Here is a 23841-nt window from a genome sequence, read left to right on the forward strand (position 1 = left end):
CAATTCCCGATCTTGTCATGAAATAAACAGGTGCGGGAGAGCAGGAGTTAAATGACGCCTTGTGCGATCATGGCATCTGCCACTTTGCGAAATCCTGCAATATTTGCGCCTACCATTAAGTTTCCAGCGTATCCGTATTCTTCAGCTGTCTCAGTACACTGACGATAAATCGACTGCATCATTTGTTTCAACTGACCATCTACTTCTTCAAAAGTCCAAGACATTCTCGCACTGTTTTGCGCCATTTCTAACGCCGAAACACCCACTCCGCCAGCATTTGCCGCTTTTGCTGGTGCAAACAAAATATCATGTTGTTCAAATACTTTGACGGCCCCAAGTGTGGACGGCATATTGGCCCCTTCTCCTACAGCGATGACACCGTTTGCCACTAGCTGCTGTGCTTGCGACTCTGAAATTTCATTTTGGGTCGCACATGGCAGCGCAATGTCACAAGGAAGAGACCAAATTTGTTCGCAATCTTCAATCAATTCAGCATGCGGGTGAATGTCTATGTAGGCAGCAATTCGCTGGTTGTCGACTTCCTTCAGCTGCTTCACTGTCTCAAGTGAAATGCCTTGAGGGTCGTAAATGGCTCCGCTTGAATCACTACAAGCCACAACCTTTCCGCCTAATTCCAATACTTTTTCCATCGCATAAATCGATACATTCCCTGAGCCAGACACAACAACAGATCGCCCTTCAAATTGCATTCCGTGGGCTTTTAACATTTCTTCCATAAAGTACACCAGTCCATAGCCTGTCGCTTCTTTTCTCGCTAAGCTGCCTCCAAAACCAGGACTTTTTCCTGTCAGGACACCTGCTTCATACGCACCACGCATTTTTTTGTACTGTCCGAACATATAGCCAATTTCGCGTGCACCTACCCCAATATCTCCTGCCGGTACATCTTGATCAGGTCCAATATAACGACTGAGTTCACTCATAAAACTTTGAACAAAACGCATGATTTCTCCATCAGATTTCCCTTTAGGGTCAAAATCTGATCCACCTTTCCCTCCGCCGATCGGCAAACCTGTCAGTGCGTTTTTAAAGATTTGTTCAAATCCTAAAAACTTGATGATGCTTGCATTGACCGATGGGTGAAACCGAATGCCCCCCTTATAAGGACCGATGGCACTATTAAATTGAACCCTGAATCCTCTGTTCACCTGTACTTTGCCTTCATCGTCTACCCACGGTACACGAAACATCACAAGCCGCTCAGGCTCAATTAAGCGTTCTAAGATCCCCTGTTTTTCATACTCTGGGTGTTTTGCAAAAACCGGGACGAGGGATTCCAGAATTTCTTTCACGGCTTGCTGGAATTCCGCCTCGCCTGGATTCCGTTTTTCTACATCCTCTAGCACACGGTGGATGTAGCTTTGTGCTGTTTGTGCTGCTCGATCTAAGGTCAACATGTCTCATCTGCCTCCTTGTCAATATCTCACTCTTTGGTTGTTAGATTTTCTAACGCATATTGAGATTAATTTAACACCATTTGTAAAAACTGATCAATATTGATAACAGATGAAAACGATGCCGAAATGAGATAGATCAAGCAGAATCACCTTCCGTCATGAAAATGACCCGTTCAAAAAATGACTATCGTGCTAGAAATGACGAACTGGACGTTCAACATCCCGCTTTCTTTGACACATTCATGAAACTTTCACTTTTTCTAGATGATGATCATTCAAAAAAAAGGTCAAAAGTTTTACAACGTCTTTCAATCTTTTCTGAGCTTTTCTCCTCTTTTCCGATCAGGTAAGACAACACACAGCCAATATAAAATAGAAGAAGATGGGAAGTTGATTAACCCAATGATACCCCAGAACCATTTATAACGCCCTCTTTTCTTGGCATCCATAAATAAGAGAAATCCCTGTGCAAACAGTAACGGTAATGCGCACAATAAGATGATCATTTCCGTCTGACTCATAAGGAAGACCCTCCTTTAATCTGTTGATATTCCTTGATGCCGACAACCACACAGAGTGGCACGCTCACCACTTGGAGAAGAATGAAGATGATGGGCAAATGAGTAATGGCAGCTGCAAAAAGTGTCATGATGGTCAGACTGACGAGGATGTACGCCAGCACTTCTTGTTTAAAACGTTTTTTCTCTTTTTCCTTTGCCTGCTTTAGCATCAACATCAAAGCTTGTTCACTCGGCTTTTCTACTTCGATTTGTTCATCGAGCTCCTGCAGCTCCTCTTTTAAACGATCGGCCAAACGATCTTCTTTCATCAGTCCCACTCCTTTCGAATTTTCTTGATCCCATGATGAACCCTCGATTTCACCGTACCTTCTCTCACCTCGAGCATCGAAGCGATTTCAGGGTAAGTAAAGCCATAATAGTAATGGAGAAGGATCGGTACTCTCTCCTGAGCCTTTAACTCATTTAAAGCATCCCACATGTCATGCCAAGTATGGCCTTTTTGCTGAACATCCCATTTGAACCGGCGGATGGCTTCTTGATTCGCCTTCCCTTCTCTCGTTTGTTCACGTTTTCTTTTCTTTTGATGATCTAAAAATTGTCTAGATGCAATGGACATGAGCCATGTTGAAAATAATGAATCTCCTCTAAAAGAAGAAAGTTTCATGTACGCTTTGAGCATCGTTTCTTGCATGATCTCCTCTGTCAGCTCTTGTTGAAGGGTCAATTTCATCAAATAACGGTAAAGAAACGAATAATGATGCCGATAAAGGGCGGTAAATGCGGCATCATCCCCCTGTTTTGCCCGCTTAATCCATAAAGTCTCCTCGGTCTGCTCCAAACACGTCCCTCCTTCCTTTCTATCTCTTATTGATTAGACGACACCAGTGATCGCATCGTTTAAAATAGACCTTCTTTTTTTTAATTGGAGCCTTGTCTACCTGTTGTTTAGCGCACGGATCTATTTGATATCCAATTTTTTCTTATGTAATGATTATGACATGTCTTTGTCTCTAACAAAATGACGCTTTCGTAATCATCTTGATTTTCCTTCAAATGGGGAACGTCCTTTTCATAATCACTAGGTTACCCCAATACCTATCGTCAATGATCCTTGTCTCATTTAGATAAATTGAAATAATCATTGCCTTAGTTTCCTTGAAAATCGTGGAATACTTCGTTTCAATTCTTAGCCGATGATACCTTTTTGCGTGCTATGCTCTTCCTACATTCCGAAAGAGGCGATGCTGGCAAAGGAAGGAGGAGCGGTTGAATCGCAGCTTATTTTGGAAACGTTTACATTAAAACAAAATAGAGAATGGAGATGTTCATGTTGAAGAAAAAAGTTCCAATGTTAGCTGGTGTGTTAGCGGTTGGTCTCGTGACTTCATTATTTGCGCCAAATGGGGAGGCAAAAGCAGCAACGAAATATCCAGAAAGCCCTTCGATTATGGCCAATTTTAATCAGCAAGGATTCTCCACATTAAATGGCGGTACAACAGGCGGTGAAGGCGGTAAAACGGTGACGGTGAAAACCGGAAATGAACTATTAGCTGCCCTCAAAAGCAAAGGAACAAATGAAAAATTGAAAATCGTGGTAGACGGAACGATTACTCCTTCTAATACATCGGCCAATAAAATTGATGTGAAAGATACAAACAATGTCTCCATCGTCGGTAAAGGGACAAACGGCGAATTTAATGGGATTGGTATTAAAGTATGGCGTGCCAATAACGTCATCATCCGCAACCTCAAAATCCATCACAGCAAAATCGGTGATAAAGATGCCATCGGAATCGAAGGTGGTTCTAAAAACGTATGGGTCGACCATAATGAACTCTACAACACTTTGAACTCTGGGAAAGATGACTATGATGGGTTATTCGATGTGAAAAATGACTCCGATTACATTACGTTCTCATGGAACTATGTCCATGACAGCTGGAAAACAATGCTGATGGGCAGCTCCGATAACGATAACTACAACAGAAAAATCACATTCCACAACAACCGCTTTGAAAACTTGAACTCTCGTGTACCGTCTATGCGCTACGGAGAAGGTCATGTGTATAACAACTACTACAAAGGCATCCATACAACTGCGATTAACTCTCGTATGGGCGCAAAAATGAGAATTGAGCACAACGTATTTGAAAATACAAACAATGCCATTGGCAGCTGGGACAGCCGTCAAGTCGGTACATGGCATGTCATCAACAACTCATATATTAACAGCACAGGTAGCCTGCCAACGTCTTCAACAGGTACGTACAACCCTCCTTATAACTACTCTTTGCTTAACGTGAACAATGTGAAATCAGAAGTTGTATCAAATGCGGGTGTAGGAAAAGTAAATCCTTAAGCTCAAAAAAACGTTCGGGCAGAAATCTTCTGTCCGAACGTTCTTGTCGTTCAATTTTTACACGACCGAAAATGGACGGTCCATTTCATACAGCTTTTGATAACGCACATTTTCTTTCAGCAAATCATGATGCTGCCCCTGCATCTCAATGCGTCCACCTTCAATAAACATCATACGATCGCATGCCTCACAGCCAGTGAGATGATGGGTGATCCACATGACTGTTTTTCCTTTTAACACACGGAAGATTGTTTCAAGCAATTCACGCTCTGTGCGTGGATCAAGCCCAACGGTTGGTTCATCTAATACAACAATCGGTGTGTTTTGCAGCAAAATCCGAGCTAGAGCCATACGCTGCCTTTCTCCACCAGAGAAACGAACCCCTGTCTCTTGTACACCTGTGTGATAACCTTCTGGTAAAGACTCAATGTAATCGTGCAGCTGCACTTGCCGCGCGGCTTCTTTTACTTGCTCTTCTGTCGCTTCTGGAGAGCCTAAGCGAATGTTGTTTAAAACAGATGTATCAAATAAATAGGGCTGTTGATTGAGCACAGACACATAAGAGGATACCTCCTCTTGAATGCTTTGTACCGGTTTCCCCTGAATGCTGACAACCCCTTGATTTGGCACGACTGCCCCTTCTAACAATTTTAAAATGGTCGATTTGCCTGCACCGCTTTTTCCTAAAAGAGCGAGCGATTCACCTTGCTTCAGTGAAAACGAAAAATGCTTGAGTACATGTTGATCTGCTTCATATCCGAAGGTGACTTGATCAAAACAGACCGCTTCAACGCCATCAGAGACGGGTGTCTCCTCTGCTGCCTTCCTCTCCACTAATCCTTCATACGACTGCTCTTCATAATGATTTAATCTGCTGACGGCATGCTGATAAACAGGAATATCGCCTGCTGCATCTGACAGCGGAAGAAAGGCTTCTGTTAATGGAAACAGCACAAGCACAAAGGCTGCGATGAGCGTGTGTGGCATAGAACCAGCCTGAACGACTGAGCCGCTCCAATACACAACAAGGACGACTGCTCCTCCAATGACTAGCTGTGCTAAAAATTGGCGCAGACGGATAAACCGATGCTTTGCCGCTTCGAGCGCTAATAGCTTTGCTTCTTTTCGTTCATAGCCTTCAACAAAATCGTTCTGTCTGCCGCTAAACAACCAGTCACTTACGCCCATGACGGCATCTGTTAAATGGCTGTACAGTTCATTTCTGCCTTTCTTCATTTGAATTTGTCGTGCCCGGTTCACAAGTACTGTGATGTATGGGAATACAAATACGAGCAGCGCCATATAAAGCAGCATCAATCCGGCAAAAGGCCAAGAAAAAAGCCCAAGTGCTCCAATCGAAGCGGCATATAAAAGCAGCGCACCGATGGATGGAAAAATTGTTTTTAAATACGCATCCTGTAATCTCTCCACATCTTCTGATAACAGCCCAAGCATTTCACCTGTTCCAAGCTTCGTCTGTTTGGCACTTCGTTCAGCCATGTCATAAAGACGTACCCGCATTTTTTCAATCATCGTCAAAATGAGCTGATGACTCGCCAGTCTCTCTGCATAACGAGCCGCTGAGCGTGAAATACCAAAGGTACGTACTGCCACGATTGGGACATAGACCATCAAAATATTCTCAGGTCTTGTGGCAGCTTTTGAAATGAGGAACCCTGACGTATACATGAGCATAGAAGCAGAAAACACCGCAATCGCCCCTAAAAAAAGCACCAAGGCAAACAGCTTTTGATTCTCCTTGATATAAGGTATAAACCAGCCTTTACTGACCATGTGTGACCGCCCCCATTTGTTCCTGTACCAATTGATAGTACACACCTTTTCTTTCCATTAATGATTCATGAGTCCCCATCTCTGCAATCGTCCCATGATCCATCACAATGATTTCATCCATATCCGTCATCCAATGAAGTCTGTGTGTGGCTAAGAACACAAGTTTATTTTCAAACAATGGAAGCATTGTTTTCTTCAATTCATACTCTGTCTCAATATCCAGATGAGCCGTTGGTTCATCTAACAGCATAATGGATCGCTGGCCGAGCACTGTACGAGCGAGGGCAATCCGCTGCGCTTGTCCACCGCTCAGTCCTCTGCCCTGTTCGCCAATGACCTCATCCAGTCCATTGGGGAGATCAGCTACGAGCTGAGACAAACCTGCCTCTTGCACCGCTCTTTCGACGTCTTCATCTGTTGCATTCGGTTCATAAAAACGAATGTTTTCTCTCAGTGACATGTAAAATAAATAAGGATGCTGCGGCATATAAACGACTTCTTTTTGCCATGCCGCCAGCTGTAAATGAGCAAGCGGCTTGCCGTTTAGGATGATTTCACCTGCAGACGGTTCAACAAAACCGCCGAGAACATCCGTTAACGTCGATTTCCCCGAACCACTGGCACCGATGATCCCAATCTTTTTCTTTCCTTTCACAGTGAGATCGACATCCTGAATCGAATAAGGAGCATGTTCATCATGCAAAACACTGACATCTTGCAGTGTGAGCTCAGATTGCTCATTCCACTCGTTCAGCTGCACAGATTGTGTCTCCTGCTCTCGGAAGCCCTTTTCCTCTAAAATCACTTGAATCGCCTCATTCGCTTCTTTACCGTTTAACGTCGCATGATAATCATTTCCCACTTCACGGACTGGCAAGAAATATTCTGGCGCAAGCATCAGTGCGGTCAAAGCCGGCAATAACAAAAGATCTCCTTCAATTAAGCGCAAGCCGAGAAATACAGCAACAGTCGCAATGGACAGCATAGAAAAGAAATCGAGAGCAAAAGATGAAAGAAAGGCGACTTTCAGTGTGCTCATCGTCGCCTTTCGATAACGCTTTGAGACCTCTCCAATATTGCGAGAATGCTTTTTGCTAATCCCTAAGTAGCGAAGCGTTTCGAGGCCACGGAGAGAATCAGTAAAATGATTGGATAATTTCTCATACGATTTCCATTGTTTGGCCGCTTTACGCTGAGCGACAAGTCCTAGCAAAATCATAAAAACAATTAAAATCGGCAGCGTGACAATGAGAATGACAGCAGATGTTTCATCTAATGTCCAAACATAGACAAGCACCATCACCGGAATAACTGCCATGTTCACCATTTTCGGCAAAAACAGCTGTAAATACTGACGATATTGGGCAATGCCCTCCATCGCCAATGTCACAAGCTTTCCTGTTCCTTTTTTCTTCGTGAAAGCTGGACCTAAACGAAACAGCTGGTCCAACAGCTGCTTTCTCACGTCTGCTCCAATTCGGGAAGAATAGGTGAACATGACCTTCTCCCGCATCAAGGTGAGACCGTGCCGCACCAGAAAGGCAGCAAGAAACAGCAAGACATAAGGCGTTGCCTGCATGAGGCTCTTCCCGTCAAACAGCGTTGTTATGGCATGTGCCAGCCACTGTGCTTGAAAAATAATACTTGCTCCTTGGATGATTGACACAATACCTAAGAGGGCAAGAAGCCCCCTCATTCCTTTTAGTTGAAGCAAACGTTTATCCATTAGTAGGTCATTGGCTCCTTACCGCTTACACGTTTACGGAAGACATAGTAGCTCCAGATTTGATACCCAAGCACAAAAGGTAGCAAAGAAATGGCAACAATCGTCATGACCGTCAGTGAATAAGATCCTGATGCAGCGTTTTGAATGGTGAGGTCGAATGCATGGTTGATCGAACTAATCATGACACGCGGGAATAATGCTGTGAAAAGCATGGTCACCGTCACCATAATACCTGCACCTGTGAATAAAAATGTCCATCCATCACGCTCTTTTCTCATAAAGAATAGAGCCGCTACATAACAAACCACAATGAGTACAGTTAAAGGGATTGTGATGATCGGACGCACGGTATAAATGTCTGTTTCAAGAATAGACACACCAACAAATAGAACAAGAACTGGTAGTGCAATCAATAAAACACGCTGACCGAGCTTTCTTGCACGATTTCTTAAATCACCCTCAGTGCGGAGTGTGACGAAAATCAATCCATGCAGAAGGCAAAGAACCGTCACGGCTACCCCGCCGATCACTGAATAAAGATTCACAAAGTCTGTAAATCCAGCGTACATATTCATGCTTTGATCAATGGGCATTCCTCGTAAAATACTTGTGAATAGCACGCCGAGTAAAAATGGCGGAAGTAGGCTGCCAAAGAAGATCACCCAGTCCCACGTTTTGATCCATGAAGCCTTCTCGACCTTCCCTCTAAATTCAAAGGCGACCCCCCGCCCAATGAGCGCTAATAAAAGAACTGCAAACGGAATATAGTATCCGCTGAACATCGTAGCGTACCAATGAGGAAAAGCGGCGAAAATAGCCCCGCCAGCTGTAATCAGCCAGACCTCATTCGCATCCCAGAAAGGGCCAATCGTATTGATTAAAATGCGGCGCTCATGTGCATCTTTTCCAAGAAGCTGCATGGACATCCCGACACCAAAATCAAATCCTTCTAAGAAGAAAAATCCAACAAACAGTACTGCGACAAGAATAAACCAAATCTCGTTAAGATATGCCATGATATGCGCCTCCATCAAATGGATCTGTAGACAGGTCCGTTTCATCCTTTTGATCTGTATTCTCTTCAGAATGTGCACCTTTTTTAATTTCTCGAATGAATAAGTAGGCAAGCACGATGGCAAGAATCAGATAAATGGTCGTAAAGCTAATGACTGAGAATAGCAACATGCCGTACGATACGTTTGGTGAAATGGATTGTGCGGTTGTCATCATACCAAAGACTGTCCACGGCTGACGCCCAATTTCCGTCATGATCCAACCAGCTGAGTTTGCAATAAACGGGAACGCAATCATCCATACCATGAAGCGTAAATACCATTTGTTTGATTCTAGTTTTTTTCTAAAGCTCAAATACAAACCAATCATACTAGCAAAAATCATCAACATGCCGGCACCCACCATGATTCTAAAGCTCCAGAAGGTTGTTTTGACTGGAGGAATGTAATCTCCAGGACCAAACTTGGCTTCATATTCTTTTTGAAGGGTCAGCATGCCTGGCACATCTCCACTAAACTTAGAATAGGCCAAGTAACTTAAAGCAAACGGGATATTGATCTCCGCAGAGTTTTCTTTTTATCTGTGTCAATGTTGGCAAATAGTGTCCAAGCCGCTGGATCTCCACTATCCTTCCAAAGGGCTTCACTTGCTGCCATCTTCATCGGCTGTGATTCCATTAAGTGTTTCGCTTGATCATGTCCAGAGAACGCTACACCTAAGCCAGAAATGAAAGCAAGCACCATGGCAATCTGGAAAGATTTTTTGAAAAAGGCGACTTCTTGTTTTTTGATCATTTTATAGGCACTGACTCCTGTGATAAAGAAAGCACCGGTTGCCAATGCACCAAACAGAACGTGCGGGAACTCTACCCAAAGTTGCGGGTTCGTTACAAGAGCGCCAAAGTCATTCATTTCTGCACGGCCATTTCTAATCACAAATCCAACTGGCTCCTGCATAAATGAGTTGGCGAGTAAAATCCAAAACGCCGAAAAGATCGTACCAAGAGAAACGAGCCAAATACATAACAAATGGATTTTTTTCGGTAGACGGTCCCAGCCGAATATCCAAAGACCAATAAAGGTCGATTCAAGGAAAAAGGCCAATAGCGCTTCAATGGCAAGCGGTGCACCAAAGACATCACCGACAAACCTTGAATAATCAGACCAGTTCATCCCAAACTGGAATTCTTGCAGAATCCCTGTCACCACACCTACTGCAAAGTTAATTAAGAAAAGGTGACCCCAAAATTTTGCCATCTTTTTATAGATGTCTTTTTTCTTCACCACATAAAGGGTTTGCATCAATGCAACGATAAATACCAAACCTATAGACATAGGAACAAAAATAAAATGAAATAATGTCGTTGAGGCAAATTGAAATCTTGCTAAAAACAGCTCACTCACAGCCTTACATCCTCCCTTACTTTCGCATGCCGAATGATTCGAGATATTTATGCTCAACATTTCACAAAAAGTTCACTATTTGTTCAATGATTCACAAATGAAAGTCCATTTGATATAGTTCACTCGGTGAAATTTTACTCTTGATTTTCATTCGGTTAGTTATTTATACCTGTACTTTACACCCATGCGCTTCAAAAATAAAGTAAATTTTACCTAAAATTTGGATGGGATTGTGTCAGTTGTTTGAATACTTTGTCAAAAATATGTGACGGAAAGAGACAATCACAAAAAAATAGCGCTGCTTCTTCGCTGCAGCGCTTTTGAATATTTAGGCTTTTTTCTGTAAAGCGGGTCTTGTGACTTGCACTTCATAGTACGTAATTTTGTTTTTTAACAGGCCTTCAGGTTTCGCCTTTCCATGAGCGTGCGCATCACCAAATGCCTGAGATTTTGTCCAATTCACAAAGTCTTCTTTTCGATTCCAGCGGGTGTGAATGGTCACTTCATCGTAATCAGTTGTCTGTTGAGTGACCCATACTTCCATTCCTAAAAAGCCTTCCATAAATTCTACTTGTCCCTGCTTGTTAAACCGTTTAACAAGGTGGTCTGCACTGCCTTTTTCTACTCTTACTTGGTTGTTTACAATAATCATGTTTGGTTCATCTCCCTTTTGTTGTTGAATGGAGGCAATGGGGATAATGAGCGGATGCGGTCCGTCTAAGTGAACCTCCGCCTGAATCCCAAAAACCTCCTTGAAAAAGTCTTCTGTTAACACTTCTTTTGGTGAGCCAATTTGATGCACTTGACCTCGCTTCATAGCAATGAGACGGTCACAATATTTTGCGGCCTGCTGCAAGTCATGGAGAACCATTAAAATGGTGATGCCATGTGTTTGATTCAGCTGTTTGAGCAGCTCCAGTAATTCAAGCTGATGCGCAATGTCTAAATAAGTGGTTGGCTCATCCAGAATGATAGTCTCTGTCTTCTGAGCCAGTGCCATTGCAATATATGCCTTTTGTCTTTCTCCGCCTGATAATGTATGGAGCATTCTGTTTTCATTCATGCGGCTATTCGTCACCTCAAGCGCCCACTCAATCGCTTCATGATCTGACGTGGTGCTTTTTTTCCAGATGGAACGATGCGGACTGCGTCCAAGTGCGACTAGCTCACGTACTGTCATCGATGGAATGGCGGTTCTTGTTTGCATGAGAACTGCCACCTCCTTGGCGATCTCCTGTGCCGTCATCTCTTTTTGCGGGATGTCGTGAATGTAAATCATGCCGCTTTCGATTGAGGTCAGTCGTGCGGCCGCTTTGATAAAAGTCGACTTACCTGACCCATTCGGGCCAATGATTCCGGTCACACTCCCTTTAGGAACAGCTGCTGAAATGGAAGACAGCCGAAAGCCGCCTTGACTGAGACTCACGTCATCCATTGCAATGACATCCATCTTAACCCCTCCCTTTCTTTTTTAATAAATAGAGGAAGAAAGGTGCACCGATGCAGGCAAGCAAGATCCCTACAGGCAATTCAACCGGTGTAAACCAGACCCGTGCCGCTGTATCGGCAAAGACCACAAGCACGCCCCCTCCAAGCATTGAAATCGGTAGCAAATACCGGTAGTCATCTCCGATTAAAAGACGGATAAAATGGGGTACAACAAGCCCGACAAAACCGATTAAACCGCTGACACTGACAGCTGCTCCAGCTAAAAGAGCGGCCAGCGCAATGAGAAAAAATCGAGTCCGCTCTACTCGAAGGCCCAATAGCTGAGCCGATTCATCGCCAAGCAAAAGGAGATTGGACGGTTTAATGGCGAAAAAACAAAGACATAATCCAGCCAGCGCATATGGCGACACAAAGCTAAGATGATGCCAGCTCCGCCCGTTTAATCCCCCTGATAGAAAAGGCAAAACAGCCTGCACACGCTCACTGTAAAGCACCATAAACCCATTCATCACCGCACCAAGCAAGGCATTGACGGCAACACCTGCCAAGATCAATTTAAGCGGTGAAACCCCTTGATCAAATGACAGCATATACACGACAAGAGCTGCTAATAAGGCGCCCAGAAAAGCGGCTGCCGGAAGCAAATACGTGAATTGCGGAAGAACAATCATGCTGAGGACAGCAGCTAACCCGCCGCCCGCAGTCACACCAATGATTCCAGGGTCAGCCAGTGGATTTCGGACAACTCCTTGTAAAATCGCTCCTGATGCTGCGAGGCAGGCCCCAACGAGAAAACCAATGAGCACACGCGGCAACCGTAAATCCATGACAATTTTTTCATGAACAGGCAGACCTGATCCCGTGAACACAGCCATTAAATCCGTCAGCGACAATTGGACAGAACCTACCGCAAGTCCTAGACAGACGCCCACACATAAAGAGAGGAACAATCCTGGTAACAGCCATTTTCGTCTTGACTGCCTTTTTTGAAAATCTAGTTCTGCATTCATCTTCATGATGACAATCGCTTCAATTTCTTCTCTAATTCATCGATCGCTCTGATGACTTCTGCGCCTGGATTTGTCCCAAATAGGTCACTTGGCAGAATCTCAACGTGTCCATTTTTGACAGCTGATACATCGTGCCACGCCGCATTTTGCTTCATTTCACTCATAAAGCCTGCTTTGACATCTTCAGGATTGCTGTGGGTCATCAGCAAGATGAGATCTGGATCGGCCTCGATTACCTTTTCTGCATTGATTTGTGCATATTGCGGAAACTTTTCGAGTGCTGGTTCATTTTCAGCAATATTCGCCCCACCAGCGATCCGCAGCAGATCACCACTTAAAGATTGTGGAAGTGCAGCCATATATGTGCCGGGCGCACCATATACAACGAGTGTCTTTACTTTTTTCTCAGGCTGCTTCACTTGCTTAATCCGCTGATCGATTTGAGTATTGAGCGCTTTGGCCTTTTGCTGCTTTCCAAGTAAATCACCAAATAAAGTAACTTGACGCTGGATATCCTTCACTGAGTTGGCACTTGTCAAAAGAAGCTGTGAACCAATTCCTTCTATAGTAGAGATATCCTTGCTGTTTAATGATTCATTCCCAAGCACCACATCGGGCTTTAAACTCGTGATCAGCTCGACATCAAATTGATGGGTTGTGCCAATTGATTGTACGGACTTTGCCTTTTGTAGATTGTCTGGCAATTCGGCAGTTGGCCGGCCGACAACCTGGCCACCTAAGGCATAAATGATGCTCATGTCGCCAGTTGACAACGAGACGATCCGTTCAGGTGATTCATGAAACGATAATGTTCTGCCGGCAAAATCCTGAATGTTGAGCGCACCTTGCTTGCTCCCATTCTCGACAGGCGCCGCCTGGCTGCATCCGCCGAGGAGAAGCACGACGACGAGTCCTGCCCAAATCACATGTAAACATTTCAACCGTCTGTCTCTCCTTTTCTAGTAAACTTTCTTTAGCTTCGCCTGTACCACGAGACGCTTGTTTTTAGGTGCCAGCACATGATCACAGGTCGATAATGTGAGAATCAAGTCATCTGTGGATACGTCTGTTTTCGTTTGATAGATGGACTTCTTACGCACAGCTTGCAAGTAGTGCGCATATTCACCAAGATCCTGAAAATCAGTCTGAATATAATCAAAGTCGACTGTCGTCTCATACACAGCAAAAATCTCTGCTTCATAGCTTTGGTACAGCGTATCGTACTGAAATGTGCGATGATCTTGGAAGAAATCTTTTTTCAAATAGTTTGTGAGACCAGCAAACATAGAGCCATCCCTCATTCGATGACCGTACACCACTGTATTGGGACTTTCATGCAAGACGTCATTACGATAATCCATAAAGATACTGCCTGCCCGTGTGTCATCCTTTACATAATTACGAGTTAAATAGAATGCATTATCGTTTGACTGAACAATTGGATACTGAATCATCGTGTCCTTCATATCAATCCAACCGACAATGTCTTCATTCACCTTTCGCAAATCATCAAATGACTGACGAATTTCTCCAGGTTTTCGCTGTTTCATTCCATCCTCGTGTGTGTAAAGTGTCTGAGCCTTTGCAAGCACCTGACGATTTTGATAATAGCCAAAGAGCTCCAAGCCAATGGCAGTACCGCTATATAGAAAAATACCTAAACAGACGATCGTCAGCATTCGCTGCCCGATCCTTTTCCCTCGTTTCACACTGTCTCACCTGCTTTTTGCACAACTTATATGCCTACAGGCACGATATACATCCCTGTTTCTGCATCCTGCTTAATTGTGACGGACACATGATAAATGTGCCGCACCATCTCTTCTGTTAACACATCATTGGGCCGTCCTTCGCGAATAATTTGTCCATCTTTCATGGCGATGATGACATCACTATAGCGAATCGCCTGATTCATATCGTGCAGGACCATCACGATGGTTAATCCATGCTCGACATTGAGCTCTCGAATGAGCTCCAGAATGTCAAATTGATAATACATATCCAAATAAGTCGTCGGTTCATCTAAGAAAAGCATCGGTGTTTTTTGCGCTAAAGCCATCGCAATCCATACACGCTGCCGTTCTCCGCCTGACAATGAGGCGAGTGGCACCTTTCGCTTATCCGTCAGCTTGGTACAGGACAGCGCCCACTCGATTGCTTTCTCATCTTCTTCCTTGTCACTACCGCGCATCGTTTGGTACGGCGTTCTCCCAAATGCCACGACTCGTTCGATCGTTAAATCGAGCGGCGCTTCATTTTGCTGATGTACGACTGCCAGCTTTCTCGCGAGTTCCCTTGGCTTGAACGCATTCAGCTCTTGTCCATTTAAATGAATCTGTCCTTTATGTGGACAATGGTTATGTGCCATCAAAGAAAGCAGCGTGGATTTGCCAGAGCCATTTGGACCGATAATGGTCGTGATTTTTCCTTTTTCGATGTGCGTGGTGACCGATTGAACAATGTCCCTCTGCCGATCATAGGAAAACGACACCTCACGAATGTCCATGCAGACGATCCCCCCTTCTTAATAAAAAGATCAGAAACGGTCCGCCAATGACAGCCATGATTGTAGAAGCAGGGATTTCATTTGGTGCCACTAGCGTTCTGCCGAGCGTATCAGCCGTCAAAATGAGCAAGGCCCCGCTTAACGCAGAAAATGGAATCAGTACCCGATGGTCCGAACCGACGAGCCTTCTAGAGATATGGGGAATGAGCAAACCGACAAAGGCAATCACGCCCGCTACCGCAGCAGTCACCGCTGCTAATAACACCGCCGTGATTGAAATCAAAAGGCGCATTCTGGTCACACGCAATCCTAAGTTTTTCGCCGTCTTATCCTGAAGGGCAAGCAAGTTACACCATCTGCTAAAGAAAAGCGCAACCACAAGCCCAATGACGCCATAGACACCAATTAAACGGACATCTCCCCACGTTTTCATCGTCAGATTCGACTGTCCCGACTGATTAATGGTGATATTGAAATAGCTGCAAATGGTCACAAACGCTTCTGCCATCCCTGTAAACATGGCATTGATGGCGATCCCCACCAAAATCATTCGAATCGGGCTTAAGCCGCCTTTCCAAGACAACACGTATACGAGGAAGCAGGCAATTGCCCCGCCTAAAACTGAAAATAAAGGAGAGTAGAAATAAAATTGAGGAAGCGCTGTAATTGCCATTAAAGAAAAGAAGCTAGCTCCCGATGAAATACCAATAACACCGGCATCTGCTAATGGATTCCTCATCACAGACTGCAAGAGGACACCGGAGACAGATAAAGCCGCCCCTGTAAACATCGCAATGAGCATGCGGGGGATTCTTAAATCTTTAATGATTTCTACCTGTGCATGTTGACCTGTCATAAGCCCTTCCAATAATTCAATCGGTGTAACATGAATGCTCCCCGTAATGGCGGAATAAATAAATACGCCGGCTAGTAAGAGACTGACTATCAGAAATAAAATCCCTGTTTTTTTCATCTTGAACGTCCTTTTATCATTAAGATTCGCCGCTTATGACGGGTACAACATACGAGTTAATTCATCTAATGCCTCTGCTGCCTTTAAGTTGCCTGTTGTCCCGAATAAGCTTTCTTCGAGGTCGTACACCCGGTCTTGTTTGACCGCATTAAAATGTTTCCAAATATCATTTGTTTTAAATTCTTGATCAAACATTTTGACGACTTCATCCGGCATCCCATGTGCGGCTCGGAGAATGATATCTGGATTGGCTTTTTGTAAATACTCCGTATTGGATGCCAAATACTCCATTTTCTCACCTTTTACGATGTTCTTTCCTCCTGCAATACGCACAAGATCACCGATATACGAATTCTCTGTTGCCACTAAATAACTGCCTGGTACACCAAGCAAAATGAGAACGGATGGCTTCGCTTTTCCCTTCGTTCTCTCTTGTATGTCTTTCTTTTTTTGTTCAAAATCATCCACAATGCGTTTCGCTTGTGTCTTTCTATCATATTTTTCTCCAAGCTTTGTGATGGCGTTCTCCATCTTGTCCAGGCTCTCAAGGTTGAGGTATGTCGCAGGGACAGAAGCTTGTTGAAAAGGCGTTTCTAAATCATATTGAAGGGTCGTGACAGACAGGACATCTGTCGGTTGAAGTGATTGGATGATTTCCATGTCCGGGCTCATTGGGTTACCGACTGCTGGGAGTCCTTTGTATCGAGCCGGCAAGGATTTTTGACTTGTTGGCACCCCGACAAGATCCACCTCTAGCGCATCCATGATCTCAGCAGCAGCTACAGTCGTTGCCACAATGCGGGCACTTGATGCTGCGCTTTTTTTGCCTTTCGCTGAGCTTTCAGCTGATTGTGAGCAGCCTGCTAAAAAGACGCACACACATAGAGCCGTGATCAGGGTACATAACATTCGATGCTTCAAAAAACGGAAGCCTCCTTTCGAAAAAAAGGAAGTGGATGCGCCGAGATGAATGGCGCACCTCACTTAACATAGATTCTTTATCTTGTACGAGTTTGATACTTTCTGACGAGCACGAATAGTGACCCGCCGAATAAAAGAATGTACACCCAAAGAAGTGAAGTATCTCCTGTTTTTGGGTTCAGCTGACCTGTCTCAGACTTGGTTTGGTCATCTGATGGCGTAAAGGTCATCTGCTCTGCACCCGTTTCCTCAGGGGCGAGATTCGCAAGCTGGTTTGGTTGAGAATCGTGATCATTTGGATTTTTCACAAATCCGATGCTCTCATCGTCTCCGATCACCGTCGCAATTCCGCTTCCTTCACCACTTGCGATACCTTTCGTATCATAGACAAGTTTGACATCGTACTGCTCATGATAATTTGCAGCTGGAATGTCAATTTTCACGCGTGCTGCCTGATCACTACTCAAACTTTTTGCTTCATATTGAATCACTCGTGTATCTGCTTTTTGATCAGCCTTTGCAACTAGCGTCTCTTCAAATTTACCGCCGGTTCCTACTTGGAACGACGTGATGGCTGAGCTGTTCTTCACAGTGTATGAAACGAAATGGCGGCCATTTTTCACCACCAATGTCGCAGGGCTCACGACGTAATCGTTCATGCGAGAAAGCTCATCTTTGTCTGCTTTTTTCATTGAAAAAGGAAGCTTGTACACTCCGTCTTTTAGCTGAACTGTCTCTTGATTCGTTCCGCCGTTCGTTGTGTCTGGTGCTGGTTTATTTGGTTTTGGTGTTTCTGGTGTAGCCGGGGTTTCTTCCTCTATTTGACCGTCCTTCAGTGGAACGATACTTTTTGAATCAAATTGAAAACGAATATCGTACGTTTGATCATAGTGAGCGGCTGCTACTACAATGTGTACTTTTCCGTTAACTGCTTTTTTCAGATCAGACACTTCAAATGAAACCACTCTTGTGTTCTTTGCTTGATCTGTGCTCACGTTTTTCACTTCTTGATAAGAACCGTTTCTCTCTATTTTCAAAGAATCAACTGACGTATGATCCTTCACCGTAAAGGAAACGGTTTGCGTTCCATTTTTAACGGTTAACGATGCTGGATGTGAGAAGTATTGGCTCATCCGAGATGCCTCATCCTCATCGCCCTTCAGCACACTGTAGTTGATACGATACACACCATCTTTTAATTGGTTCTGCGTCGAATCAACTGGTGTTGTGCCGTTTTGATCATCTGGCTTTGTTTCGCTGTCGCCTGGCGTCGTGCCACTTTGATCATCCGGCTTTGTTTCGCTGTCGCCTGGCGTCGTGCCGCTTTGATCATCCGGCTTTGTTTCGCTGTCGCCTGGCGTCGTACCATTTTGATCATCTAGTGTTGTTTCGCTGTCGCCTGGCGTCGTACCGTTTTGATCATCTGGTGTTGTTTCACTATCGTCTGGCTTCGCAGGCGTGACAAGTGTGAGACTGCTCTCGTCGAAAGCGATCTGTACGTCATACGCCTCATCATAAATAAAGCCGCCTAAGTCCCAGTAAATTTTGACCCAGCCATTTAATTTGGCTGATACATCGGCTACATCAAATTTGATCACACGCGTATTCGCTGTCTCATCTTCACTGACCGTTTCAGTGGTGACGAGAGAGCCATTTTGTTCGACCTTGAAATCTGTGATTTCTTTGCTTTGCTTCAGCGTAAGATAGGCAGTCGTCTTGCCATTTTCGATGATGAGCTTAGCTGGCTTTTCTGTATACGTATCCATCATGGATGCTTCAGTGCTGCCATTTTTTAAAATGGTGAATCCGGCCGTATATTCACCATCAGCCAATGATGCCGCCTGAGCCGTTCCTTGAGGCAGCTGAAACGCAGTCAACAAACTGAATAAAACGAGCAGAATAGCTGTCTGTAGATGAAAAAGACGTTTCAAAAGATGACACTTCCTTCCGTTAATGCTTGATGATCCACTTTCTCGCTAAAAACCCGCCTGAACATAAGACAAGCACAAGGAGCCATCCCATCTGGCTTGTATCACCAGTTTGAGGATTTTCTTCTTGTTTTGTTTTGGTGGATGAATCAGTTGTTTTGGTTGTTTCTTTTGATGTTTCTTGATGTTTTGCTGCACCTGCTGTTTCTTTTGAACTGTCAGAAGAAAGTGACTTGATGCTGCTTTCATCGAATTTCAGCTGGATGGTATAGTCGTGATCATAATCAGCCGATTTGACTGTGACATGGATTTTTGACTTGATTGGTTTAGACAAACTCTGTGCTTGGAATTGAACAAGCCTTGTATTGGCTTTCTTATTCGTTGATAGAACCGTCGTATCGACATAGCCACCATTTCCCGGCACTTTAAATTCCGTTACCCAGCTGCTGTTTTTAATGGTCATTTGCACAGTCAGCTTGCCATTTTTCACGATCACTTTTGCCGGCTTCAGCCAGTAATCATTTGCCATCGAAACGGCAGTTCCTTCGGCCTTCATCACAGTGTAATTGACGGAGTATGTACCATCATTTAATGAGGCAGCCTGTGCATTTGAAAAAGGCAGTATAAGTGCCAGCAATAATGCAGCCACAAAGGCTGGCATCCTGATCCATTTTTTCATCAGATGAATTTCCTCCCTTTTTATTGAACAGTTGCTGCATCAAACTTGACGCGAATATCGTAATTGCCTGTATATCCAATGACCGGTACAGTCACACTCACTTTAGCTGGTACAACATCTGTCAGGCTGTTGACATTGAACTCTACCGTTCTCTTGTTGGCAGCTGCGTTTGTACTGATCACCTTCGCATCTTTGTAGACACCTTGATCCAATGTTTTAAAGCTTGTAATCCAAGAGCTGTTCGTTAACGTGACTTGCGCTTTGATTTTTCCGTCCTTCACAACAAGCTTAGCTGGTTTTTCAAAATACGTATTTGCTGTTGAAGTTGAATCACTGTCTGCTTTCCATACCACATATTGTGCTGAATATTGACCATCTGCTAAGCCTGCTGCTGAGGCAGAGCTAACCGGGGCTAGAGCAAACAATAGAACAAAGCTAAAGAATAATAAGACGTGTGATGCTGAACGAAGTGATTTCATATATATCCTCCTAATTGATATTGATAATTATTCTCAATAGATAATAAAAAAAATAACCTTTATCAGCGTATGAATCACACTCATAAATGATTATGATAATCATTATCAATTGAGTTTAAAAAATAAATCTTTGCTTTCGACAAGTCAAAGATGTCTGCTGCTACATGATGTAGTGATACACGGTTTAGGTAATCTGTCCCATTCATGATACCATGGCATAACCTCCCCATTCCATTACAGGGAAAAGAACCCTCTTCTCCTTGATATTATATGATGAATGAATTTATTGTCAACATCATTTTTCATACTATTGACTTAGATTTTTGGAAAATCACAAAAAAAATCGATCAGGGACACTGATCGAAATCGATTAAGAAGGGACATGTTCACCCTTTTCACTATTTTTACGCTCTAAAGACCAAGCATACATTTCCCGTATGACTGGTTCAATTTTCTTTCCTTGTTCTGTTAGTTCATATTCAATCCGCACGGGAATGTCGGGATATACTTTTTTCTCAACAAGGCCTTCAGCTTCTAAATCTTTCAGCCTTTCTGATAATAACCGTCCGCTGATGTTCATTTCATTTTCTAGCTGACAAAAACGTTTTGGCCCTGTCAAAAGCTGATTGATGATGAGAATCACCCACTTCTTCCCTAAAATCTCCATGGCATCTGTAATTGGGCAGCCATCTACTTGAGCCATACTTTACTCCCTCCTGCTTTTCTCTACTTTTTTTCATTATAACATAATTAATTACTTGAAATAAGTCACTAACTATTATATAGTTTAGTTACTAAAAGTAACAAGGTAATCATTTTTATCAATTTTCAATAAACCATTGAACATACAGATGCATATAACATGAAGGAGATGACCGAGCTTTGAATACAATAGAGCAGGTAAGATTAGGTGTAACAGAATTACATGTGTCCAGCTTTGAGCGTTCTTTGCCTTTTTATACAGACATTTTAGGTTTTACTTTATTAGAACAAACGGATTCTACTGTCACGCTTGGCAGCAACTCAAAGGAACCAATCCTTGTGCTGAAAGAAGATGTGCAGCTGAAAGAGAAGCCGGATCATGAGCCAGGACTTTATCATTTTGCGGTTTTATTACCTACCAGAAAAAACCTGGGCACATGGCTGGCGCATGTGATCAAAAAAGGCTATCCTTTAATTGGAGCAAGCGATCACTTTTTCAGTGAAGCCATTTATTTAAGTGATCCAGATGGCATCGGCGTTGAGATTTATGCTGATCGTCCTCAGGACATATGGGTAGGTGAGCATGGAGAGCTGAAAGGTGGCGGAAATGCTCCGCTTGATGGAGATGGTCTCCTGCAAGAAGCCGCTGATTCCACCTGGGAAGGACTCCCGGCTGGTACAGTCATGGGACACTTGCATTTCCATCTCAACCCAGAAGAAGCCGATTCCTTTTATGTGAACACGCTCGGTTTTCATATCCGAATGGCTCCCCCAGCCAGCTTATTCGTTGCTGGTGGCGTCTATCATCACCACCTTGCCTTTAATGCATGGGGACGCGGGAGAAAAGGAGCCATTGATCCACGTTTTTCAGGAATTAGAAGCTATACACTGGTTTTCCCAAAAGAAGACGATAGAACATCCGTCGTCGAACGTCTGACAAAAGCAGGTGTTCACATGAACACGACAGGAAAAAGTAACGAATTTATTGATCCATTTGGCGTTCTCGTTCGTTTACAGATTGAAGAAACAGACAAAAAAGAAGGTGCAGAATATGGACAAACACACAGAGGTTAAAACAGCCATTTTAAAAGATAAAATCAAACGAGTACAGCAAGAAGACGGATTTATATATATCACTGGACCTATTAAACTGCCAGTGAATTTAGACGGTAGAACGGTCATGTTTAACTGGTATTCATGGTTAAAAGACGATGGGAAAGAACCATTATCAGATGAAGCTTTAATCGAAAGCCTTTCCTCCCGTGAGCTTGCAGATCATCAGCAATCAAGTGTCCTTGTTTACGGAGATTTCGAACATGCTGATGAAGCGCTGATCCGCATGCATTCCATCTGCCACACCGGCGATATTTTCGGAAGCAAACGCTGCGATTGCGGGTTCCAATTGAAACAGTCTATGCGAATGATTGAGGACAATGGAGCAGGCGCACTGTTTTATTTAGCCAACCATGAAGGACGCGGGATCGGTCTTTTCAGTAAAGCCATGGCCTACATCTTGCAAGAAAACGGCTACGATACAGTAGAAGCAAACGAAGCACTGGGCTTTGAAGATGATACACGTCAATATGAAGAAGCGATTGCTGTTCTTCAAACACTTCGTACAAAGCCAGTCAGACTTATCACAAATAATCCGAAAAAGACGGATGCCATCAGCCATGCAGGCCTTTCTCTTTCTGGACGGATTCCACTTTGGGGTGATGTCTCTGAGTTCAATGAGAAATACTTGCAGACAAAAATTAACCGCTCAGGTCATATGAAGGCGGATCAAGAGGTGCGTACGATTGCCACATCATGAGCGATATATGAAACTAGCCCTTGAAAATGCTGAAGCAATGAAAGGTCAGACATCTCCCAATCCGCTTGTCGGGGCTGTGATTGTGCGAGAAAATGAAATTGTTGGGGTCGGGGCGCATATGAAGGCCGGCGAACCACATGCAGAAATTCATGCACTTAAAATGGCTGGAGACAAGGCAAAAGGTGCCACGATCTATGTAACACTAGAGCCTTGTTCCCACCATGGCCGCACAGGCCCATGCGCTGAAGCACTTGTGAAAGCTGGCGTAGAAAAAGTCGTCGTTGCTGCACTGGATCCGAACCCGCTTGTTGCCGGGCGCGGGATTGCCATTTTACAAGATGCAGGTATTCAAGTCATCACAGGCGTCATGGAGCAGGAATCCATTCTCATGAATGAAGTGTTCAACCACTTTATTACGAAAAAAACGCCTTTCGTGACACTCAAAGCAGGCATTACGTTAGACGGAAAAATTGCATCTGCTACGTCTGACAGCAAGTGGATTACATCAGAAACGTCCCGTTATGATGCGCACCACATTCGCAGTATCAACGATGCGATCTTGGTCGGTGCGCAAACCGTCATTCACGACGATCCTTCATTAACAGCACGGATTCCAAACGGTCATCATCCAATTCGAATTGTCTTAGACTCTAAGCTGTCTATCCCGCTGACGGCAAAGGTGGTCACGGATCAAATGGCGCCAACATGGATCTTTACAACAAAACAAGCCGATGAAGAAAAACGAGCTGTTTTAGAAGCAGCTGGCGTCAGCGTCATCATGACGGATAGCGATATCCGGGTGCCCTTACAAGAAGTACTTCAAGTGCTCGGAGAAAGAAATATCTCCTCCCTGATGATTGAAGGCGGAGGACAAATCAATGCCTCATTTTTAGAACAGCAGCTGGTCGATAAACTCGTCATCTACATGGCGCCCAAGCTCATTGGCGGACGACTCTCTCCTTCTTTTTTCGGAGGCGAAGGCATACGCCTCATGAGTGATGCAATTGAACTCGATCAACTCTCTCTTGAACCACTCGGAAAAGATATAAAGATAACGGGTTATCCTGTTTATCAATAACCTACTTTCATAAAATAAGGATGTCGAGATTTTCTCGACATCCTTATTGTTTCTCACAAGATTTATTT

Annotated in this window: 22 protein-coding genes and 1 pseudogene; 4 read left to right on the forward strand and 19 right to left on the reverse strand. The window is 43.9% G+C overall.

Going from position 1 to position 23841, the window contains the following annotated elements:
• Positions 1-47: 47 nt before the first annotated feature.
• The 4 genes from gdhA to sigY form a co-directional block, all read right to left on the reverse strand.
• Positions 48-1418 (reverse strand): NADP-specific glutamate dehydrogenase, encoded by a 1371-nt coding sequence (gene gdhA, locus LCD32_RS17440; RefSeq protein ID WP_035389910.1) that lies wholly within the window; start codon positions 1416-1418, stop codon positions 48-50.
• A gap of 308 nt (positions 1419-1726) precedes the next feature.
• Positions 1727-1939 carry a hypothetical protein gene (locus LCD32_RS17445; RefSeq protein WP_008345569.1) on the reverse strand — a complete coding sequence of 71 codons (213 nt, stop codon included), beginning with the start codon at positions 1937-1939 and terminating at the stop codon, positions 1727-1729.
• Complete coding sequence (locus tag LCD32_RS17450; protein ID WP_224564377.1) at positions 1936-2247, reverse strand: YxlC family protein; 312 nt, start codon at positions 2245-2247, stop codon at positions 1936-1938. The genes LCD32_RS17445 and LCD32_RS17450 overlap by 4 nt, the downstream gene beginning before the upstream one ends.
• Entirely contained in the window at positions 2247-2777 is a 531-nt protein-coding gene (gene sigY, locus LCD32_RS17455; RefSeq protein WP_213407080.1) for an RNA polymerase sigma factor SigY, read from the reverse strand. Before sigY ends, LCD32_RS17450 begins: the two co-directional genes overlap by 1 nt.
• 489 nt (positions 2778-3266) lie before the next feature.
• Between sigY and LCD32_RS17460 the strand changes: the two genes are divergently transcribed.
• The gene (locus LCD32_RS17460) at positions 3267-4298 is read left to right on the forward strand and encodes a polysaccharide lyase family 1 protein (protein ID WP_008345573.1); all 1032 of its coding nucleotides are present in this window, start codon (positions 3267-3269) and stop codon (positions 4296-4298) included.
• A gap of 57 nt (positions 4299-4355) precedes the next feature.
• Here LCD32_RS17460 and cydC read toward each other — a convergent pair whose 3' ends face one another.
• The 15 genes and pseudogenes from cydC to LCD32_RS17540 form a co-directional block, all read right to left on the reverse strand.
• Positions 4356-6092: a thiol reductant ABC exporter subunit CydC gene (gene cydC / locus LCD32_RS17465; protein WP_057078879.1), complete on the reverse strand. Its 1737-nt coding sequence runs from the start codon at positions 6090-6092 to the stop codon at positions 4356-4358.
• A complete protein-coding gene (gene cydD, locus LCD32_RS17470) occupies positions 6082-7818 on the reverse strand; it encodes a thiol reductant ABC exporter subunit CydD (protein WP_048002465.1) in 1737 nt (578 codons plus the stop codon). Before cydD ends, cydC begins: the two co-directional genes overlap by 11 nt.
• On the reverse strand, positions 7818-8834 hold the full coding sequence (gene cydB / locus LCD32_RS17475; RefSeq protein ID WP_025208210.1) for a cytochrome d ubiquinol oxidase subunit II: 1017 nt from the start codon (positions 8832-8834) through the stop codon (positions 7818-7820). Before cydB ends, cydD begins: the two co-directional genes overlap by 1 nt.
• Positions 8821-10235: pseudogene (locus LCD32_RS17480) on the reverse strand (cytochrome ubiquinol oxidase subunit I). Before LCD32_RS17480 ends, cydB begins: the two are co-directional and overlap by 14 nt.
• Before the next feature lie 328 nt (positions 10236-10563).
• Positions 10564-11685, reverse strand: coding sequence for a heme oxygenase (gene isdG, locus LCD32_RS19310; RefSeq protein ID WP_035702523.1), 1122 nt, complete (start codon positions 11683-11685; stop codon positions 10564-10566).
• Position 11686: 1 nt separating this feature from the next.
• Positions 11687-12700, reverse strand: coding sequence for a FecCD family ABC transporter permease (locus LCD32_RS17495; protein ID WP_008345586.1), 1014 nt, complete (start codon positions 12698-12700; stop codon positions 11687-11689).
• Positions 12697-13635, reverse strand: coding sequence for an ABC transporter substrate-binding protein (locus LCD32_RS17500; protein WP_065461330.1), 939 nt, complete (start codon positions 13633-13635; stop codon positions 12697-12699). The genes LCD32_RS17495 and LCD32_RS17500 overlap by 4 nt, the downstream gene beginning before the upstream one ends.
• A gap of 18 nt (positions 13636-13653) precedes the next feature.
• Entirely contained in the window at positions 13654-14403 is a 750-nt protein-coding gene (gene srtB, locus LCD32_RS17505) for a class B sortase (protein WP_048002469.1), read from the reverse strand.
• Positions 14404-14429: 26 nt separating this feature from the next.
• A complete protein-coding gene (locus LCD32_RS17510; protein WP_224564380.1) occupies positions 14430-15200 on the reverse strand; it encodes an ABC transporter ATP-binding protein in 771 nt (256 codons plus the stop codon).
• Entirely contained in the window at positions 15187-16173 is a 987-nt protein-coding gene (locus LCD32_RS17515) for a FecCD family ABC transporter permease (protein ID WP_007497915.1), read from the reverse strand. Before LCD32_RS17515 ends, LCD32_RS17510 begins: the two co-directional genes overlap by 14 nt.
• 33 nt (positions 16174-16206) lie before the next feature.
• Positions 16207-17094: a heme ABC transporter substrate-binding protein IsdE gene (gene isdE, locus LCD32_RS17520; protein WP_035389930.1), complete on the reverse strand. Its 888-nt coding sequence runs from the start codon at positions 17092-17094 to the stop codon at positions 16207-16209.
• A 77-nt stretch (positions 17095-17171) separates the two neighbouring features.
• The gene (locus LCD32_RS17525; protein ID WP_165379201.1) at positions 17172-19025 is read right to left on the reverse strand and encodes an NEAT domain-containing protein; all 1854 of its coding nucleotides are present in this window, start codon (positions 19023-19025) and stop codon (positions 17172-17174) included.
• Positions 19026-19044: 19 nt separating this feature from the next.
• Positions 19045-19701 carry a heme uptake protein IsdC gene (gene isdC, locus LCD32_RS17530; RefSeq protein ID WP_057078871.1) on the reverse strand — a complete coding sequence of 219 codons (657 nt, stop codon included), beginning with the start codon at positions 19699-19701 and terminating at the stop codon, positions 19045-19047.
• A gap of 20 nt (positions 19702-19721) precedes the next feature.
• Positions 19722-20180, reverse strand: a complete 459-nt coding sequence (locus tag LCD32_RS17535) for an NEAT domain-containing protein (RefSeq protein ID WP_058337097.1) — start codon at positions 20178-20180, stop codon at positions 19722-19724.
• A gap of 370 nt (positions 20181-20550) precedes the next feature.
• Positions 20551-20883 carry a winged helix-turn-helix transcriptional regulator gene (locus LCD32_RS17540; RefSeq protein ID WP_007497926.1) on the reverse strand — a complete coding sequence of 111 codons (333 nt, stop codon included), beginning with the start codon at positions 20881-20883 and terminating at the stop codon, positions 20551-20553.
• Positions 20884-21062: 179 nt separating this feature from the next.
• On the opposite strand from LCD32_RS17540, the gene LCD32_RS17545 reads away from it, so the two are divergent.
• From LCD32_RS17545 to ribD, 3 genes are read left to right on the forward strand one after another with little or no spacing between them, the layout of a single operon-like run.
• Positions 21063-21956 (forward strand): VOC family protein, encoded by an 894-nt coding sequence (locus LCD32_RS17545; protein ID WP_060781557.1) that lies wholly within the window; start codon positions 21063-21065, stop codon positions 21954-21956.
• A complete protein-coding gene (locus tag LCD32_RS17550; protein ID WP_008345606.1) occupies positions 21934-22695 on the forward strand; it encodes a GTP cyclohydrolase II in 762 nt (253 codons plus the stop codon). Before LCD32_RS17545 ends, LCD32_RS17550 begins: the two co-directional genes overlap by 23 nt.
• Entirely contained in the window at positions 22682-23773 is a 1092-nt protein-coding gene (ribD, locus tag LCD32_RS17555; RefSeq protein WP_065461343.1) for a bifunctional diaminohydroxyphosphoribosylaminopyrimidine deaminase/5-amino-6-(5-phosphoribosylamino)uracil reductase RibD, read from the forward strand. Before LCD32_RS17550 ends, ribD begins: the two co-directional genes overlap by 14 nt.
• The last annotated feature ends 68 nt before the right edge of the window (positions 23774-23841 follow it).

The organism is Bacillus sp. RSS_NA_20, assembly GCF_020165915.1.
GTDB classification, from domain to species: Bacteria; Bacillota; Bacilli; order Bacillales; family Bacillaceae; genus Bacillus; species Bacillus altitudinis.

Bases quoted from the DNA above. Each gene is read 5' to 3' on its own strand.
- gdhA (WP_035389910.1), bottom strand. From the start codon at position 1,418: ATGTTGACCTTAGATCGAGCAGCACAAACAGCACAAAGCTACATCCAC.
- LCD32_RS17445 (WP_008345569.1), bottom strand. From the start codon at position 1,939: ATGAGTCAGACGGAAATGATCATCTTATTGTGCGCATTACCGTTACTG.
- LCD32_RS17450 (WP_224564377.1), bottom strand. From the start codon at position 2,247: ATGAAAGAAGATCGTTTGGCCGATCGTTTAAAAGAGGAGCTGCAGGAG.
- LCD32_RS17460 (WP_008345573.1), top strand. From the start codon at position 3,267: ATGTTGAAGAAAAAAGTTCCAATGTTAGCTGGTGTGTTAGCGGTTGGT.
- cydC (WP_057078879.1), bottom strand. From the start codon at position 6,092: ATGGTCAGTAAAGGCTGGTTTATACCTTATATCAAGGAGAATCAAAAG.
- cydD (WP_048002465.1), bottom strand. From the start codon at position 7,818: ATGGATAAACGTTTGCTTCAACTAAAAGGAATGAGGGGGCTTCTTGCC.
- cydB (WP_025208210.1), bottom strand. From the start codon at position 8,834: ATGGCATATCTTAACGAGATTTGGTTTATTCTTGTCGCAGTACTGTTT.
- isdG (WP_035702523.1), bottom strand. From the start codon at position 11,685: ATGGATGTCATTGCAATGGATGACGTGAGTCTCAGTCAAGGCGGCTTT.
- LCD32_RS17495 (WP_008345586.1), bottom strand. From the start codon at position 12,700: ATGAAGATGAATGCAGAACTAGATTTTCAAAAAAGGCAGTCAAGACGA.
- LCD32_RS17510 (WP_224564380.1), bottom strand. From the start codon at position 15,200: ATGGACATTCGTGAGGTGTCGTTTTCCTATGATCGGCAGAGGGACATT.
- LCD32_RS17515 (WP_007497915.1), bottom strand. From the start codon at position 16,173: ATGAAAAAAACAGGGATTTTATTTCTGATAGTCAGTCTCTTACTAGCC.
- isdC (WP_057078871.1), bottom strand. From the start codon at position 19,701: ATGAAAAAATGGATCAGGATGCCAGCCTTTGTGGCTGCATTATTGCTG.
- LCD32_RS17535 (WP_058337097.1), bottom strand. From the start codon at position 20,180: ATGAAATCACTTCGTTCAGCATCACACGTCTTATTATTCTTTAGCTTT.
- LCD32_RS17540 (WP_007497926.1), bottom strand. From the start codon at position 20,883: ATGGCTCAAGTAGATGGCTGCCCAATTACAGATGCCATGGAGATTTTA.
- LCD32_RS17550 (WP_008345606.1), top strand. From the start codon at position 21,934: ATGGACAAACACACAGAGGTTAAAACAGCCATTTTAAAAGATAAAATC.